General features: G+C 65.4%; 14 protein-coding genes. 1 reads left to right on the plus strand and 13 read right to left on the minus strand.

Annotated features, from left to right (window positions below; all coding sequences use genetic code 11):
• Window positions 1–294 (plus strand): formyltransferase family protein (locus tag VK92_RS09505; RefSeq protein WP_048026441.1); only part of this gene is annotated, 294 nt, incomplete at its 5' end.
• A 21-nt stretch (window positions 295–315) separates the two neighbouring features.
• On the opposite strand, the gene VK92_RS09510 is transcribed toward VK92_RS09505, so the two are convergent.
• The 13 genes from VK92_RS09510 to VK92_RS09570 all read right to left on the minus strand — a co-directional run bounded on the left by VK92_RS09510 (window position 316) and on the right by VK92_RS09570 (window position 16563).
• Window positions 316–1308, minus strand: a complete 993-nt coding sequence (locus tag VK92_RS09510) for a DMT family transporter (RefSeq protein WP_048026440.1) — start codon at window positions 1306–1308, stop codon at window positions 316–318.
• A gap of 166 nt (window positions 1309–1474) precedes the next feature.
• Entirely contained in the window at window positions 1475–2086 is a 612-nt protein-coding gene (locus VK92_RS09515; protein WP_048026439.1) for a TetR/AcrR family transcriptional regulator, read from the minus strand.
• A gap of 205 nt (window positions 2087–2291) precedes the next feature.
• Complete coding sequence (locus tag VK92_RS09520; RefSeq protein WP_021160640.1) at window positions 2292–3947, minus strand: APC family permease; 1656 nt, start codon at window positions 3945–3947, stop codon at window positions 2292–2294.
• Window positions 3948–4125: 178 nt separating this feature from the next.
• Entirely contained in the window at window positions 4126–4989 is an 864-nt protein-coding gene (locus tag VK92_RS09525) for a glycine betaine ABC transporter substrate-binding protein (protein WP_021160639.1), read from the minus strand.
• 134 nt (window positions 4990–5123) lie between these two features.
• Window positions 5124–6272: a hybrid-cluster NAD(P)-dependent oxidoreductase gene (locus tag VK92_RS09530; protein WP_021160638.1), complete on the minus strand. Its 1149-nt coding sequence runs from the start codon at window positions 6270–6272 to the stop codon at window positions 5124–5126.
• A gap of 26 nt (window positions 6273–6298) precedes the next feature.
• Window positions 6299–7540: an aromatic ring-hydroxylating oxygenase subunit alpha gene (locus VK92_RS09535; protein ID WP_021160637.1), complete on the minus strand. Its 1242-nt coding sequence runs from the start codon at window positions 7538–7540 to the stop codon at window positions 6299–6301.
• A gap of 52 nt (window positions 7541–7592) precedes the next feature.
• Complete coding sequence (locus tag VK92_RS09540) at window positions 7593–8378, minus strand: electron transfer flavoprotein subunit beta/FixA family protein (protein WP_048026438.1); 786 nt, start codon at window positions 8376–8378, stop codon at window positions 7593–7595.
• Complete coding sequence (locus VK92_RS09545; protein ID WP_048026436.1) at window positions 8375–9544, minus strand: electron transfer flavoprotein subunit alpha/FixB family protein; 1170 nt, start codon at window positions 9542–9544, stop codon at window positions 8375–8377. The genes VK92_RS09540 and VK92_RS09545 overlap by 4 nt, the downstream gene beginning before the upstream one ends.
• A gap of 4 nt (window positions 9545–9548) precedes the next feature.
• Window positions 9549–11474, minus strand: coding sequence for a (Fe-S)-binding protein (locus VK92_RS09550; protein ID WP_048026435.1), 1926 nt, complete (start codon window positions 11472–11474; stop codon window positions 9549–9551).
• Window positions 11475–11477: 3 nt separating this feature from the next.
• On the minus strand, window positions 11478–13541 hold the full coding sequence (locus VK92_RS09555) for an NADH:flavin oxidoreductase (protein WP_021160633.1): 2064 nt from the start codon (window positions 13539–13541) through the stop codon (window positions 11478–11480).
• 68 nt (window positions 13542–13609) lie between these two features.
• Entirely contained in the window at window positions 13610–14143 is a 534-nt protein-coding gene (locus tag VK92_RS09560) for a DUF5943 domain-containing protein (RefSeq protein WP_021160632.1), read from the minus strand.
• Between the two features lie 142 nt (window positions 14144–14285).
• Window positions 14286–15257 (minus strand): dipeptidase, encoded by a 972-nt coding sequence (locus VK92_RS09565; protein ID WP_021160631.1) that lies wholly within the window; start codon window positions 15255–15257, stop codon window positions 14286–14288.
• A gap of 31 nt (window positions 15258–15288) precedes the next feature.
• Complete coding sequence (locus tag VK92_RS09570; RefSeq protein ID WP_048026434.1) at window positions 15289–16563, minus strand: serine hydroxymethyltransferase; 1275 nt, start codon at window positions 16561–16563, stop codon at window positions 15289–15291.
• Between the last annotated feature and the right edge of the window lie 386 nt (window positions 16564–16949).

Genomic DNA, 16949 nt, shown 5'->3' on the forward strand with positions numbered 1-16949 from the left:
GCGATCAACATCCACCATTCGTTCCTGCCCGGTTTCAAGGGCGCGAAGCCGTATCACCAGGCGCATGCGCGCGGCGTGAAGCTGATCGGCGCGACCGCGCACTTCGTCACCGACGATCTCGATGAAGGCCCGATCATCGAGCAGGTCGTCGAGCGCGTCGATCATGCGCTGCGTCCGGAGCAGTTGCTCGCGGTGGGGCGCGACGTCGAATGCATCACGCTCGCGCGTGCGGTGAAGGCGTTCATCGAACGCAGGGTGTTCCTGAACGGCGACCGGACGGTGGTGTTTTCGTAAGCGGGCGGGCTTCGCCGTCCGTCACGCGGAAGCCGACGGCACGCGCGCACGCGTCGTGCCTATTCGTCGTGCCCGGTGTCGCAGATAGAGGTTGTTGAGGATCAGCGCCGCGCCCGTCAGCGCGGCGCCCAGGACCTGCGCGCGGTTGGGCACGACGCCCGTGACCGCGGATACGATGAATGCCGTGATGGGCACGATGTCCATGAACAGCACGCCGTTCATCGGCCCGAGGTTCCGGTTGCCCGTCATCCACAGCAGGATCGCGCCGAAGCCGGCCACCGGCCCCATGTACGCGAGATGCGGCAGCACCGCATGCACCGCGGCGAGTGACGGTGCCGCGATCCGGTGCGTCGCGATCAGCATCAGGTTGACTGCGACGATCGTGGTCAGTCCAAGCCACGTCGTGAAGGTCGTGTATTTCAGTGCCGACCATTTCGTGAACCGCGCTGCGCCGAACGTATAGACGACCCAGCACAACGCGCCGACGACGATCAGCGCGTTGGCCGCGTAGTGCTGCGGTTCGTGCAGTGCGGCGATCACGTCGCCGCGCGTGATGACGAGCGCGACGCCGGTAAAGGACAGGACAACGAACAGCACCGACACCGGCGCGGGCGCGACGCGCCGCACCAGTGCGTTGAGCAGCAGCCCCATCATCGGCTGCGTGGCCATCATGATCGATGCGGTCAGCGCGCCCTCGTCGCCGGCCAGCTGCTGGCCCAGGAATACGAACGACCCGAATCCGCAGAAGCCGACCGATCCGAGCAGCCATGCGAGCGCCACGGGTTCTCCGGCGGAACGAAACGCACCGGGCCCTTCGATGACCCGCAGCAACACGAGGAAGCACATCCCGGCGATCAGGTAGCGCAGTGACGTGAACGTAAAGGGATCGATGTACCGCAACGCATCGGTCATCACCGGAAACATCACGCCCATCAGGATCGTTGCGGTCACACATGCGACGACGCCTTTCCCGTACGCGTTCGCGGCAGGCATTGCGTGTGTTGCGTCATTCATGACTGATCATTCCCAAATTGATTGAAAAACGATGCCGGTACGGCTGCGCGCAGCGGCAGTGTCGTATTGCGTTCGTTACCAGGTTTGCCTGCCCTTCACGGTCTCGATGCGGGGCCTCGGTATGCCTCGCATTTGAAACCATTCATTCTCAAAATAACCAAAAAAATCAGGTCAGTGCCCGCATCGCGATTTCGACGATCGATGCCAGCTCCGCCTCCGATGCACTCGACTTGCCCAACACACGCATGCCCTGGATCAGGCACAACAGGAACCGGCCCACCTCCTCCGGATCGAGATGCCGGTCGAAATCGCCCGACTGCTGGCCTCGCGCGACAGCCAGGCTGAATTGCGAGCCAATGCGCAGCAGGGTCGATTCGATGTACGGGCGCAGCGCGTCGTCGCCGGGCAGGAGTTCGACGGCCGAATTCGTGATGAAGCAGCCGCGCCGCTCCGACAGGCGTGCACCGATTTCCGTGTAGTACAGGAGCGCCGCCTTGAGTGCCTGCCGTGGCGGCAGATCCGCCGCGAGACGCTCCTTGAGCCGTGCGATCGCACCTTCCGCATAGCGGTCGAACGCGGCGACCAGCAACCCGTGCTTGTCGCCGAAGGTGCGGTACAGGCTGCCGCGAAAGACACCGGTCGCCTCGCACAACGCGTCGATCGACGTCGCGTGATACCCCTGCTCCCAGAACACGCGTGCCGCCGCGTCGATCACCTCGTCGGTGTCGAATTCGCGTGGGCGGCCCCTGTCACGGGAGCTGGGAGAGGTCGGGCTCATGAGTCCGGATATTAGAACCGATCATTCCCAAAATCAAGCGGCCTCGCTCGCGTACTTGCGCCGCTCGCACCGGCAATGGTGCCGGCCCTGAACAACAAAAGCCCGACCGGTTGCAAGCCGGTCGGGCTTCGTTGCATGCCGCAAGCTCGATCACGCCGCCCGTGTGCGGTTTCCGGGGGCGCGCACCGTTACACGGCCTGACGCGTCACTTCACCCACGCAAAGTAATACGACAACCAGATCGTGAGCCCTGCCCCAACCAGCGCCGCATACGGCATCAAGTTGAGCCACATCGCGCGCTTCGGCACCTCGAGTTCCATGTCGCGCTGCATCTGCGCGGGGAACCGGCCGCGATCCTGCCAGTAGTGGCGATAGAGAAACACCGGCACGATCAGCAGCATCGCGATGAGCCCGTTGCGCAGCGTGCCTTCGCCCTGCAGGTTCGCGCCCGCGCCGACATAGACGAGGTTCGCGTAGCCGCAGATCGAGCCGGCAACGAGCAGCCATGTCGGGCAGCGGAACGGCCGATCCCAGTTGCCGCGGTCCATCCGGTGGATCCAGCCCGACTGAAGATTCAGGAATACGAACAGCATGTAGCAGACGTTCGAGATCGACAGCACCGTCATGTAGTCCGACATCATCAGCAACACGAGGTTGAAGCCGAGATCGGTCCACATCGCGCGCGTGGGCGAGCCGTGCTCGTTCACGTGCGACAGGTACTTCGGCAGCCAGCCGTCGACCGATGCCTGGTACAGCGTGCGCGACGAGCCCATCATCGACGTCATCACGATCAGCAGGATCGACAGCATCAGCATCACGACGACCGCGTTCGCGACCCACGCGCCGCCGCCGACGATCTTCGCCATCGCGGCCGCGACGCCGGTGCCGTCGCCGATCGACGGATCGAGCATCGCCTGCGTGCCGAGCGCACCCTGGAACGCCATCGGCACGAGCGTCATCACGACGAGGCACAGCGCGCCCGACCAGAAGATCGCCTTGGCGGTATCGCGACGCGGGTCGCGGAATTCGCGCGTGTAGCAGACGGCCGTCTCGAAACCATACGACGCCCAGCCGGCCATGAACATCGCGCCGAGCGCCATCGTGACGCCCTGCCCGTTCCACGAGCCGAACGTCGCGGTCGTGAGATTGCCCTGTGCGTCGTGACCGAGCGGCAGCAGCGGGAGCAGGTTCGACATCGGCACGTCGCCCGTGACGAACGGCACGATGCCGACGATCAACAGCGGCGTGAGCGACGCGATGCCGAGAATGCGCTGCGTGCGCGCCGCCTTCGATGCACCGCTGTGTTGAAGCTTGAACGTGATGAGAAGCAGGATCGTTGCGATGATGAACGTCGCATTGATCCGCAGGGACAGACCCGGCTTGATGAACCCGAGATCCGCAACCTTGAGCTGCCAGTGCAGCACCGCCGCGTCGGCGGGAAAGAGACTCGTGAGCGCATAGCTCGCCGCGAGGCCGCAGCCGAGCGCGAGCATCGGCGACCACGCGAGCCAGTTGCACCACACGGAAACCGGGGCAATCAGCTTGCTGTAACGGACCCAGCCGATCGCGCCATATACGGACGCGCCGCCCGATTTATGGGGAAATAGCCCCGATATTTCCGCATAAGTCGCGCTCTGAATCAGCCCCATCGTGATCGCGGCGATCCAGATCGCCCACGCGGGCTGGCCGATCGTCGCGCATACGCCGCCGATCGTGAACAGCACGCCTGCCGGCACGCCGCTCGTTACCCAAAAAGCGTCTTTCCAAGTCAGGCCACGATGCAGCGTGTGGCCCGTCGAATCATGTGAGATGGTTGCCTCAACATCACTGGTGCTGTTCGCACGCAGTCCTGCCTGACTCATCCAATTCCTCCTGTGATGACTCCGCACAAGGGCCGTAGTGTAACAACATACCGGCTTTCTTGCAGAATCAAAAAAATAATTCCGGGATATGATCGCATCGCAGTGCAATTATTTCGCTATCCTGCCGATCAATCCCGGACTGTCTCTTCGTCTTTTTATTGCGGCGAATCGTGACGGCTTATTGCGCGCCTTCCGTCCACGAATTCACGCGGTCCGCATGCGCTGCAATCCATGCATCGGCAGCCGCTTCCGGCTTCGAGCCGTTCTGGATCGCGAGCATCACGCTGTCGATCTCGCCCGGCTTCCACTGGAATTTTTTCAGGAACGCAACGACCGGCTTGGCCTTCGTTTCGAGCTGCGGGTTCACGACACTGTCGACGTGCTCCGCACCGCCGAACACCTTCTTCGGATCCTCGAGGAAGCGCAGCTTCCACTTCGCGAACATCCAGTGCGGCGCCCAACCGGTCACGATCACCGGCTTGTTCGCGCCGACCGAGCGCGACAGCTCGGCCGTCATCGCGCTGCCCGAGCTCGGCATCAGCGTGTAGTTGAGGCCGTAGCTCTTGATCGCGTCGTCGGTCTTGCGCATCACGCCCGCACCTGCGTCGATACCGACGATCCGGCCGCCGAAGCTGCTTTTTTCGGCATTCAGGTCGTCGATGCTCTTCGCCTTCACGTACGCGGGCACGATCAGGCCGATCTTCGCGTCGGGGAAATTCGCGCCGAGGTCGACGACCTTGGCCTTGTACTCGTCCCAGTACGAGCCGTGCGTGACCGGCAGCCACGCGGACAGCGTCGCATCGAGATCGCCGCGCGCGACGCCCTGCCACATGATGCCAGCAGCGACCGGCACGAGCTTCACCTCATAGCCGAGTTTCTTCTCGATCACGCGCGCCGCGACGTTCGACGTCGCCACGCTGTCGTCCCAGCCTTCGACGTAACCGATCTTCAGCGTGGGCTTCGTATCGGCGAGCGCCGATGCGCTCAGTGCCACCATCGCCGACAGTGCGCCGGTCCACATCAGTTTTCCGAACAGCTTCATGGTCGATCTCCTTGAAATGCGCACCGTGCGCGTTGTCTCTCTAGGTTCTTCAACCACAAATCCGCGGTATCGTTGTTTTCCGACGGATGCTTGTCCGGACGCGACGCGCCCGGACAGCCAATGGCGAGTTTCGACTACTTGTCGATCACGAGATCCGACAGCGGCTTGCTGCAGCACAGCAGCACCATCCCCTGGTCGATCTCGCGCTGGCGGATACCGCCGTTGTGCTTCATTTCAACCTGCCCCGACACGAGCTTCACCTTGCAGGTGCCGCACATGCCCTGCGTGCACGAGGCCGGCAGCCGCACGCCGGACTGGCGCGCCGCATCCAGCACGTGCTGCTCCGAGCCGCATGAAATCTCGCGATTGCTCTTTGCGAAGCTGACCGTGTACTGCTTCGTATCGGTGTCGGCGCCTTCGGCGGGCGGGGCAAGATCGGCGAGCAGCTCGTCGCTTGCGGTCTGCGCGAGCGTTTCGAACGAGAAGCTCTCCTCGTGATACTGCTTGCGATCGAAGCCGGCTTCGTCGAGCAGGTCGCGCACGGCCTTCATGTACGGCGCGGGGCCGCACGTAAAGATCTCGCGCTCCATGAAATCCGGTGCGATCAGCTTCAGCAGCGGCAGCGTCAGGAAGCCCGTGACGCCCGGCCAGTTGGTGCGCGCGCCGACGCGCTCGACGACGAACGATGTGCGGAAATTCGTGTGGTTCGACGCGATCAGGTCGAGCTCGCGCGCGAAGATGATGTCGTCCGGCGTGCGTGCGCTGTGCACGAACAGGATGTCGCGATCCTCGGCGAGATCGTGGTGCGCGCGGCTCATCGACATCAGCGGCGTGACACCCGAGCCCGCCGACAGGAACAGGTACTTGCGCGCCGGATGTCGTGCGCACGTGAATTCGCCGGCCGGGCCGAGTACGCGCACCGGCGCACCCGGCTGCAGGTTGTCGTGCAGCCAGTTCGACACCTTGCCGCCCGGCACGCGCTTCACCGTGATCGACACCGTGTGCGGCCGCGCGGGCGACGACGAGATCGTGTAGCAGCGGTTGATCGTTTCGCCGTCGATGTCGAGCTCGAGCGTGAGGAACTGCCCGGGCTCGAACGAGAACGAGCGGCCCTGCGGCGAACGGAAGAAGAAACTCTTCACGTCGTGCGTTTCCTGCCGCACATGGCAACACACCAGCGTTTCCTCGACGTCGCTCGTCCAGCGCTCGGGAAGGGCGTTCCAGAACGCCGGGCGTGTGACCCGGCTGTCCACCGGCTCGAAATTGGCCGCATCTCGCATCATCTGTAACTCCGCTTCAGTGCTGGGTACTACGCGCCGGTTTTTTCGGCGAGCCGGCCGATGTACCAGGCCGAGAATTTTTCGACGAGACCTTCCGTGAACGGCGAATACGGGCCCGGCTCGTACGCGCTGCTGGTTGCGCCGCGCTGCGAGAACTCGACGAGCGCGCGATCCTGGTCGTTCGTGGCGTTCCACACGGCCGTGAGGTTCTTCACGTCGTAGTCGATGCCTTCCTTCGCATCCTTGTGCACGAGCCACTTCGTGCGCACGAGCGTCTTGCCGGCCGACAGCGGGATCACCGAGAACGTCACGATGTGATCGCTCATGAAGTGGTGCCACGAGTTCGGCTGCGTCCAGAACGACAGCCCGCCGAGGTCGGCCTTGTCGAAGCCGCCGAGCAGCTTCTTCGACGCGACCTTCGCGTCGAGCGTCTGCGATTCGCCGTGGCGATCGAGCGGCAGGCGCTGCGTGCGGAAACCCGTCACGTCGAGCAGCTTCTCGATCTCGGCGGACGGCAGGCCCATCTCGGCCCACTCCTTGCCGCGCCGCACGCAGGTTTCCGCAAACGCATCCATGCCTTCCGCGTTGGCGTCGGAACGCTGGTAGCCGAAACCGTATTCGTACAGCGAGATGGTGAGCTCCGGATGGTTCGCGACGCAGTGATAGCACTCGCGGTTGTTCTCCATCGTGAGCTTCCAGTTGCCTTCCTCGATGATGTCGATCTGCGCGGCGATCTTCGTGTTCGGCAGGTCGTGCGGCAGCAGGTACGGCTCCATCTCGGCGCGCAGCTGCGCGAAATCGACCGGCGGCTCGTCGGCGAGGCAGATGAAGATCAGGCCCGCGAGGTTCTCGACGTGCACCGACTTCAGGCTGTGCTTGCAGCGGTCGAACTTCTCGCCCATGTGCTCGGCGAACATCAGCTGGCCCGTCAGGTTGTAGGTCCAGCTGTGGTACGGGCACACGATGTTGCCGACCGAGCCCTTGTCCTCGTTGCACAGGCGCGCGCCGCGGTGACGGCACACGTTGTGGAACGCGCGGATCGCCATGTCGTCGTCACGCACGATCAGGATCGAATCGCTCCCCAGCTCCACGGTCACGTAGTCGCCCGGCTCGGGAATGTCCGGCTCGACCGCCACCTGGATCCAGTGCTGGCGGAAAATCGCCTCCATGTCGAGCGCGAAGATGTCCTCGCTCGTGTAGAACGGCGCTTCGAGGCTGTAACCTTCCTTGCGCCGCTCGATCAATGCACGAATGTCTGCCGATACTTTCATCGTTTGCTCCGGATTCCTTGCATCCCTGGGTTCTTGCCGACAGGCATCAAAATCAGTAGTCGATGAGCTGATGCTCGCGCAAATACGCGAGGATCACTTGTGCTTTTTCGACCGAACTCCCTTCATTTACGACGTTGCCGCCACGGCTTTCGGTCGTCGTCGCGGACAGCATCCGGGCATGCCCGGAGCGCTTCTCGGCGGCGACCAGCTTTACGGGTTTACGCTCGACCGGGCCGACCGTCCACGCAGCCGCGTCGGCGTCCGCGCCGGGCGCCGCGAGCGCGGGCCGGATCGCGCCGGCGCGCAGCCGCGCATACGCGTAGCGCGGCTCGGCATTGGCGAGCGGATGGACGGCAATCACGGCCGGCAGCGCGGCATCGACGCGCCGCCGCAACCCTTTCGGCAAAAATTGCCGGACGGCCGCGCGACCGCCTTCGACCGTCACGTCGACGGCCGAGCCGACCAGCGGATAGCCGAGCGCCGCGGCGATGCGATACGGCAGCATGCCGGTGTCGTACGCGCCCTCGGCGCGCGTGCCGGTCAGCACGAGGTCGTAGCCGTCGATACGCGCGGCGAGCGCGTGGACGGCATCGTCGCCGTTGCGGCAGGCCAGCACCTCGACCTCCCGTGCGCCGAGCGCGAGATATTCGGCAAGCGCCGCGTTCGCGGGATCGCCGGCATGGATCACGTCGAGCGTCGCGCGATGCTGCTCGGCGAGCTGGCGGCCGGTTTCGAGCGCGGCCGCGTCGTTGCGGCTGTAGCGCGCAACGCCGCTGACCGGATGACGGCCGACGGACACGAGCACCGCGATGCGTTGCAAGGGACGGGGGGCGTTCATGCGGCGACTCCTTCCGGTTCACGGGTGCCGACCGCGGCCGGCGATTCTCCACGCGCGGCGCGCGCGGCCTGCACCTGCTCGATCAGCGCGGCGATCGTCGCCTGCGCATCGCCCACCACCGTCAGGTTCGCGCGTTTCGCGATCGGTGCGCTGCCGTCGAGGTTCACCGCGATCACGTGACGGCAGTCCTTGATCCCCTGCAGGTGCTGCACCGCGCCCGAGATGCCGAACGCGATGTACACGCTCGCCTCGACCGTCTTGCCGGTCGCGCCGACCTGCTTGTCGCGCGTGAAGTGACCGTTGTCGACCGCGACGCGGCTCGCGCCGATCGCTGCACCGAACACGCCGGCCAGCCGCTCGAACGCGCCGATGTCGGATACGCCGTTGCCGGCCGACACGATGAAATCGGCTTCCTCGAGCGCGACCTGGGCCGCGTCGATTTCATCGAGGCCGAGATCGCGATACGGCTGGGCGGCGTCATGGGCCGGGCGGATGAAGTCGGCAGCAAGACGCTCGCCCGCGCCGACGAACGGCAGCTTCGCGTCGACCGCGTTCTGCGCGAGCAGGACCACGTCGGGCAGCGCACGGGTGGCGAAGGCGCGCCCGGCCTGCGCATACGCGCCGACATGCTTCGCGTCGATCTCGACGACATGAGTCGCGACGCTCGCGCCGGCGGCCGCCGCATAACGCCGGCCGAGATCGCCGTCGCCTGTCGCGTTGTCGGGCACGAACACGTGTTTCGGCGCGAGTGCGGCCACACAGGCCTGCAATGCTTGCAGTTCGCTTTCGGGATCGAACGCGCGGCGATCGAAGCCGGTCAACTCGAGCAGCTTGTCGACGCCCAGTTCGGCCACGTCGTCCTTCAGTTCGCCGAACGCGAGCAGCGCGACTTCGGTCTGCGCATCGGCGAGCAATGCGGCGGCAGCGATCGCCTGCCGCGAATGATCGTCGAGCGCGCCCCGTTCACCGTGCGCCACCACCAGCATCACGTGCTTCGGGTCCTGCACCGCGCGGCGCGGCTTCGCGGCCGCTGCGCCATGTCCGTGCGCCGACCAGTGCGCGGCGCTCGCATCGGCGCTGCCTTCCTCGCCGAGCGTGATGCGCTTCAGGCCCGCGGCCGTGATGATGAACGGCCGGCGCGGATCGATTCGTTTGATCGTGTTCATCGATTCACTCCAGCGAGGCGGCGACGAGTTCGGCCACGTCGAGCACGTCGGGGCGCGGGCCCACGACGCCTTCGAGCATCGCCGTGCAGTTCGGGCAGGCAACCGCGACCACGTCCGCGCCGATCGTGCGCGCGTCGGCGATGCGGATGTCGGGAATGCGCTGCTTGCCGGGAATGTCGGTCAGCGGCGCACCGCCGCCACCGCCGCAGCAGCGGCCGCGCATGCCGTTGCGCTCCATCTCGACGACCTGGATGCCGATCGTCTTCAGCAGCTTGCGCGGCGCTTCCGTCTCGCCGTTGTAGCGGCCGAGGTAGCACGGATCGTGATAGGTCGTGCGCTTCTCCTGCAGCGCCTCGACGGCCTTCGGCGCGATCTTGCCGCTGTCGGCCAGTTCGGCGAGAAACGTCGTGTGATGCTTGACCGTCACGCGCAGCCCGAGCGCGCGGTATTCGTTGCGCAGGCTGTGCATCACGTGCGGGTCGGCCGTCACGATCTGCTTGTACGACAGCGTGCCGAGCGTGCCGATCAGGCGCTTCGCCATCTGCTGGAACGTCGCTTCGTCGCCGAGCCGGCGTGCGACGTCGCCCGTGTCGGTCTCGGTCGAGCCGAGCACCGCGTAGTCGACGCCCGCCTTGTTCAGCACCTTGACGAACGCGCGCAGCGTGCGCTGGTAGCGCATGTCGAACGCGCCCTCACCCGCGACGAACAGCACGTCGACCGGCTTGCCGGGCTGCGCGACGGGCGCGCTCAGGTCGACCGACCAGTCGTAGCGCGCGGCCGTGTCGTAGCCGCCCATCGTGCCCGTCTCGCGCAGGTTCGCGAGCACTTCCTGGCCCTTGCCGGGCACCGTGCCGTGCACCAGCGTGCGGTTGCGGCGCATGTCGACGATCGCGTCGACGTGCTCGATCAGCATCGGGCATTCCTGCACGCATGCGCGGCAGGTCGTGCACGACCACAGCGTCTGCTCCTCGATCAGGCCCGACACGATCGGGCCGTTCGGCTCGCCGCGATGCTGGCCGACCGCGAGGCCCGGCGAAGGACTGCCCGCGTATGCCGCATCGGTGCCGCCCGCCATCCCGACGACGAGGTCCTGGATCAGCTTCTTCGGGTTCAGCGGCTGGCCCGCCGCGAACGCGGGGCACGCGGCTTCGCACTTGCCGCACTGCACGCACGCGTCGAAGCTCAGCAGCTGGTTCCAGCGGAATTCGACCGGCTTCTCGACGCCGTATTCCTGATGCTCGATGTCCGGCAGCTTCAGCGCGGTCGGCGGCGTGGCCGTGCCGTTGCCGGTGAACGATTCACGGGTGGCCGCGAAGCGTTCCTGGCGCGGGTGGAAGGCAAGGTGCAGCAGGCCGGCGATCGCATGCTTCATCGGGCCACCCTTCGCGGCGCCGACCGTCATCGTGAATGCGCCGACGCCGATCAGCACTGCGCAGAGCACCGCGAACGCGCCCGACATCGCGCCGGTCGGCACCAGCATGAACAGCACGAGGCCGAGCGCGAACGAGCCGAGCAGCCAGGGCAGCGTATTCCACGGGCCTTTCGACAACCGTGCGGGCACGTCCTTCGCCGCGCGCCGGCGCCACACGAACACCGCACCGACCAGCATCGCGAGCGCCGCGAGGAAGATCAGCTTGTCGAGCCACGGCGAGTAGATCGCGAGGCCGTAGTTGATGAACACCAGCGCGAGCGCGCCGATCGCGCCGCCGGCCGTCGCGACGTGGGTCTTCGCGATGTACGGATCGCGGGCGACCACGTGGTGCAGGTCGACGAAATAACGCTTCGGGATCGCGAACAGGTTCGCGACGCCGAACGCGCCGGGCGCCGTGGCGCGGCCGAGCCGCCAGTAGGACGAACGCTTCGCGACCGCGAACGCGAGCCCCGCCACCGACAGCCACAACAGGGCGGTAATGAGGAAGGACGGGTTCATCGTTTAGAAATCCTTCACGAGACGCAGCGAGTCGTAGATCGCACCGTGGACGTTGTGCATCGAGATGCAGTCGCCGACACGGAACAGCAGGAAACGGCCGTTGCCGAGTTCTTCCGACAGGCACGGCTGCGGCTCGGCCGCGAACAGCGTGTGCGGATCGATCTGGCCGCGGTTCACCGATTCCGGCTTGAGCTTCCAGTACAGCTCGTCGTTCGGCGACGAACCGTTCTCGATCACCACCTGGTCGACGGCGCGTTCTTCGAGTTCTTCCGTGTACTCGTTGCGCAGCACGGCGATCAGCTTGCCGTCCTCTTCATAGACGCGATCGAGCATCGTGTTCGGCGTCGGGATCACGCCGAACGCATACAGCCGACGATAGAAGATCGGGAACGTCGTGCCGCCGCAATCGTCGGCAACCTTCACGTCCGGCGTGACGACCTCGACCTTCGAGCCGCGGCTCGCCATGAAGTCGGCCACGCCCGCGCCGGCATGCGTGCTCACGCCGTCGAACAGCAGCACGTTCTGCTTCGGCTCGACCTTGCCGGTCAGGATGTCCCACGAGCTGACGGCGAGGCCCTCGGCCACGCCCCAGCCCGGCACCTGCCACGTGAAGCTCGACCCGCCCGTCGCGAGCACGACGATGTCCGGCTTCTCGGCCATGATCATCTTCTCGTCGGCCGCCACGCCGAGGCGGCGATCGACGCCGAGGCGCTTCGTTTCCATGTCGAACCAGCGGATGATCCCCGACATCTGTTCGCGCTGCGGCGCCTTCGCGGCGATCATCACCTGGCCGCCCACTTCGGCGTTCTTCTCGAACAGCACCACGTCGTGGCCGCGCAGCTTCGCGACACGCGCCGCCTCGAGGCCCGCCGGGCCCGCGCCGACCACCACGACCTTTCGTTTCGGGCCGCGCGACTTCTCGATGATGTGCGGCATCGTCGCTTCGCGCGACGTCGCGGCGTTTTGAATGCACAGCACGTCGAGGCCGTTGTACTGGCGGTCGATGCAGTAGTTCGCGCCGACGCACTGCTTGATTTCGTCTTCGCGGCCGTCGCGGATCTTGATCACCATGTGCGGATCGGCGATCTGCGCGCGCGTCATGCCGACCAGGTCGATCATGCCGGTCGCGAGCAGGCGCTCGGCCTGGCCCGCGTCGCGGATGCTCTGCGCATGCATCACCGGAATCTTCACGACCGACTTGATGCCGGCCGCGAGGTGCACGAACGGCTCCGGCGGGAGTGCCATCGGCGGCATGCAGTTCGCGATCGTGTTGTGCGTGTCGCCGCCCGAGCCGACCACGCTCAGGTAGTCGATCAGGCCCGTCTCCGACATCGCCTGCGCGATTTCCTTCAGCGCTTCGTGATCGAGGCCGTCCTCGTGGAATTCGTCGCCGCACATGCGCAGGCCGACGCAGAAATCCTTGCCGACCGCCTCGCGCACGGCCGTCAGCACTTCGATACCGAAGCGCAGGCGGTTTTCCAGGCTGCCGCCCCATTCGTCGGTGCGGTGGTTCGAACGCTTGCTCCAGAACTGGTCGATCAGGTGCTGGTGGGCGGCCGAGATTTCGATGCCGTCCATGCCGGCCGCCTTCACGCGCTTCGCGGCCGCCGCGAAATCGCCGATGATGCGGCGGATTTCCTCGATCTCGATGATCTTCGCGTTGCCGCGGTGCACGGGTTCGCGCACGCCCGACGGCGACATCAGGTGCGGCCAGTGCTCGCCGTGGAACGACGAGCGGCGGCCCATGTGCGTCGCCTGGATCATGATCTTCGCGCCGTGCTTGTGCATCGTGTCGGCGAGACGCGTGAGCGGATCGATGATCTTGTCGGTCGACAGGTTCACCGATTTCCACCAGCCCTGCGGGCTGTCGATCGACACCGGGCTCGACCCGCCGCAGATCGCGAGGCCGACGCCACCCTTCGCCTTCTCTTCGTAGTAGCGGATATAGCGGTCGCCCGGCAGGCCGCCCGGCTCGGCATACACCTCCGCATGCGCGGTGCTGACGATCCGGTTGCGCAGCGTCAGCTGGTTCAGCTGCATGGGTTTGAACAGGTGGGGATAACGCATCGCTGGCGACCTCTGGCGTTCGAATGTCTCGTGTTGCGGGTGTTGTTCTGTTGCGGTGAATCAGTGCATCAGTGCGCGATCGGCGACACTTCGAAGATGCAGTGGTCGTGATGCTCGGCCGCGCACTGCACTTCCTTCGAGAACGCGCGCGGCGCGCCCTTGCCTTCCGGCGTCGTGTCGTTGACCCAGTCCATCGCGCCCGCGAACCAGCCCGCGAACATGTAGCAGAGCTTGCCTTCCTTGCCCGGCTGCTGGAGCACGAACGACGAGTGGCGCAGTTCGATCTTCGCGCGGGCGCTCGCCGGGTCGGCCTCGATGATCGAGAACAGGCCCCAGCCGCGCTGCGACAGGCGCTTCAGGTAGTGCTCGAACACGGCCATGCCGGTCAGGCCGTGCAGCTTCGCTTCCTTGTCGCACCAGTGGTAAGCGGACTTGTAGCCGGCCTTGTAGAGGATCTCGGCATACGCTTCGACGCCGAGCGCTTCCTCGACCGCGACGTGGTTGTTCGTGAAGAAGTGGCGCGGCACGTACAGCATCGGCAGCGCGTCGGTGGTCCAGACGCCGGTATCGGGATCGACGTTGATCGGCAGTTGCGGTTGCATCGTGAAGACTCCGTGAGGAAATGGGTCGCGCGGCTCAATGCGCGGGCGCGACATCGTCCGCGTGCCCGCGCGGCTTGCGCGGGCACGTCCCGATTTTTGTTGTTGAATCGCTGCGGGTGAGGCGGTCCGGCGTTCGCGGCGCTTACGCGCCCCACACGTCCTTGAACACGCGCACCCAGTTCTCGCCCATGATCTTGCGGATGCGCGACTCCTTCCAGCCGTGGCGTTCCATCGCGGCAGTCAGGTTCGGGAATTCGCCGATCGTGCGGATGCCGTCGGGGTTGATCACCTTGCCGAAGTTCGTCAGCTGGCGATAACGACCCTTGTCATGCGTCAGCATGTCGAAGAATTCCTTCGCGTAGTCCTGCGTGAAATCCGTGCCGATGCCGACTGCGTCCTCGCCGATCAGGTTCACGACGTAGTCGATCGCCTCGATGTAGTCGTCGATGTTCGCCTCGATCCCGCGCTTCAGGAACGGCGCGAACATCGTCACGCCGACGAAGCCGCCCGCGTCGGCGATCTCCTTCAGCTGTTCGTCGCTCTTGTTGCGCGGATGCTCCTTCAGGCCCGACGGCAGGCAGTGCGAATAGCACACCGGCTTCTTCGAGAACGCGATCGCTTCCGACGACGTGTTGCCGCCCACATGCGACAGGTCGACCATGATGCCGACGCGGTTCATCTCGGTGATCACTTCGCGGCCGAAGTCCGACAGGCCGCCGTCACGCTCGTAGCAGCCGGTGCCGACCAGGTTCTGCGTGTTGTAGCAGAGCTGCACGACGCGCACGCCCATGTCGGCGAACGCCTCGATGTAGCCGATGTTGTCCTCGAACGCATGCGCGTTCTGGAAGCCGAGGATCACGCCGGTCTTGTCTTCCTTCTTCGCGCGGAAGATGTCTTCCGTCGTGCGCACCAGCGTCAGCAGCTCGCTGTTGTCGCGGATCTTCTTCTTCATCACGCCGATGTTGTCGACGGTCTTCGTGAAGTTCTCCCAGACCGACACCGTGCAGTTCGCGGCCGTGATGCCGCCGCGGCGCATGTCTTCGAACACCGGCTTCTCGAACTTCGAGATGTTCAGACCGTCGATGATGATGCTGTCTTGATGCAGCGTGCTCATGAGTAGCTCCAGTATTGTCGGGTCGGTCGGATCAATAGATCGGGAAGCGTTCGCACAACGCGAAGATCTCGCGGCGCACGCGCTGTTCGGTGGCGTGGTCGCCTTCCGGGTTCGCGCGCAGCGCGTCGAACACTTCCAGGATCAGGCGGCCCACCTCGCGGAACTCCGCGACGCCGAAGCCGCGCGTCGTGCCGGCCGGCGTGCCGAGGCGGATGCCCGACGTGACGGTCGGCTTCTCGGTGTCGAACGGAATGCCGTTCTTGTTGCAGGTGATGCCCGCGCGCTCCAGCGCCTGCTCGACCGGCGCGCCCTTCAGGCCCTTCGGACGCAGGTCGACCAGCAGCAGGTGGTTGTCGGTGCCGCCGGTGACGAGATCGACCCCGCCCGCCTTCAGCACTTCGCCGAGCGCCTGGGCGTTCGCGAGCACGTTGTCGATGTAGGTCTTGAAGTCCGCGTGCAGCACTTCGCCGAACGCCACCGCCTTGCCGGCGATCACGTGCATCAGCGGGCCGCCCTGCAGGCCGGGGAACACGGCCGAGTTGATCTTCTTCGCGATGTCCTCGTCGTTGGTCAGCACGAAGCCGCCGCGCGGGCCGCGCAGCGTCTTGTGGGTGGTCGACGTGACGACGTGCGCATGCTCGACCGGGTTCGCGTGGCGGCCCGCGGCGATCACGCCGGCGATGTGCGCCATGTCGACCATCAGCTTCGCGCCGACGCTGTCGGCGATCGCGCGGAAGCGCGCGAAGTCGAGCGCGCGCGGGTATGCCGAGAAGCCGGCGATGATCAGGTTCGGCTTGTGCTCGTGTGCGAGCGCTTCGACCTGGTCGTAGTCGATCAGCATCGTGTCGCGGTTCACGCCGTACTGGACCGCGTTGAACCACTTGCCCGACAGCGCCGGCTTCGCGCCGTGCGTCAGGTGGCCGCCGGCATCCAGCGACATGCCGAGCACCGTGTCGCCCGGCTTCGCCAGCGCGAGCATGACCGAACCGTTCGCCTGCGCGCCCGAGTGCGGCTGCACGTTCGCATAACCGGCATTGAAGATCTGCTTGACGCGCTCGATCGCCAGCGCCTCGACTTCGTCCGCGAACTCGCAGCCACCGTAGTAGCGCTTGCCGGGATAGCCTTCCGCGTACTTGTTGGTCAGCACCGAGCCCTGCGCCTCGAGCACGGCTCGCGACACGATGTTTTCCGACGCGATCAGCTCGACCTGCGACTGCTGACGCTCGAGTTCCTTCAGGATGGCGCTGCGCACCGGCGCGTCGCGCTCGGCAAGGGACTGCGAGAAGAAAGGCTGGGTGTTCGACATAGTGCGTCCGTGACGAAGAATAAGGGGCTGAAACCGAAGCTCAAGGCCCGCCCTGCCTGGGTTTCCCGCTCGTCCCGTACAAGGCTGCCGACGGCTCTATTCTTGTCGTTCGGATTTTCGGCGGATTGATGAATTTAGACGCGTTCTTTGCCTTTTCCGCCATCCGCGTCCGTTTTATACAAGTGACCGGTCGTGCTTTTTCGGATGACCAAGCAAATCGCCGTCGACGGTTCACCTATGAACAGGCACGCCGTCGGTGCGATTGCCGCCCGGTCGGGGTGCACTCCGTCACGAATACGGTGCAGTGCAGCATGCGGCTTTCAGCCATACAACGTATGGAGCTAGGGTTTAGCCGTATGGCACGCTTGTTGCGCTGGCTCACACAA

This window comes from Burkholderia sp. LK4, assembly GCF_001043615.1.
In the GTDB taxonomy this organism is placed as follows: domain Bacteria; phylum Pseudomonadota; class Gammaproteobacteria; order Burkholderiales; family Burkholderiaceae; genus Burkholderia; species Burkholderia cepacia.

What these genes read in the sequence shown, in the direction of transcription:
- VK92_RS09510 (WP_048026440.1), bottom strand. Translation starts at nt 1,308, where the DNA reads ATGAATGACGCAACACACGCAATGCCTGCCGCGAACGCGTACGGGAAA.
- VK92_RS09515 (WP_048026439.1), bottom strand. Translation starts at nt 2,086, where the DNA reads ATGAGCCCGACCTCTCCCAGCTCCCGTGACAGGGGCCGCCCACGCGAA.
- VK92_RS09520 (WP_021160640.1), bottom strand. Translation starts at nt 3,947, where the DNA reads ATGAGTCAGGCAGGACTGCGTGCGAACAGCACCAGTGATGTTGAGGCA.
- VK92_RS09525 (WP_021160639.1), bottom strand. Translation starts at nt 4,989, where the DNA reads ATGAAGCTGTTCGGAAAACTGATGTGGACCGGCGCACTGTCGGCGATG.
- VK92_RS09530 (WP_021160638.1), bottom strand. Translation starts at nt 6,272, where the DNA reads ATGATGCGAGATGCGGCCAATTTCGAGCCGGTGGACAGCCGGGTCACA.
- VK92_RS09535 (WP_021160637.1), bottom strand. Translation starts at nt 7,540, where the DNA reads ATGAAAGTATCGGCAGACATTCGTGCATTGATCGAGCGGCGCAAGGAA.
- VK92_RS09540 (WP_048026438.1), bottom strand. Translation starts at nt 8,378, where the DNA reads ATGAACGCCCCCCGTCCCTTGCAACGCATCGCGGTGCTCGTGTCCGTC.
- VK92_RS09545 (WP_048026436.1), bottom strand. Translation starts at nt 9,544, where the DNA reads ATGAACACGATCAAACGAATCGATCCGCGCCGGCCGTTCATCATCACG.
- VK92_RS09550 (WP_048026435.1), bottom strand. Translation starts at nt 11,474, where the DNA reads ATGAACCCGTCCTTCCTCATTACCGCCCTGTTGTGGCTGTCGGTGGCG.
- VK92_RS09555 (WP_021160633.1), bottom strand. Translation starts at nt 13,541, where the DNA reads ATGCGTTATCCCCACCTGTTCAAACCCATGCAGCTGAACCAGCTGACG.
- VK92_RS09560 (WP_021160632.1), bottom strand. Translation starts at nt 14,143, where the DNA reads ATGCAACCGCAACTGCCGATCAACGTCGATCCCGATACCGGCGTCTGG.
- VK92_RS09565 (WP_021160631.1), bottom strand. Translation starts at nt 15,257, where the DNA reads ATGAGCACGCTGCATCAAGACAGCATCATCATCGACGGTCTGAACATC.
- VK92_RS09570 (WP_048026434.1), bottom strand. Translation starts at nt 16,563, where the DNA reads ATGTCGAACACCCAGCCTTTCTTCTCGCAGTCCCTTGCCGAGCGCGAC.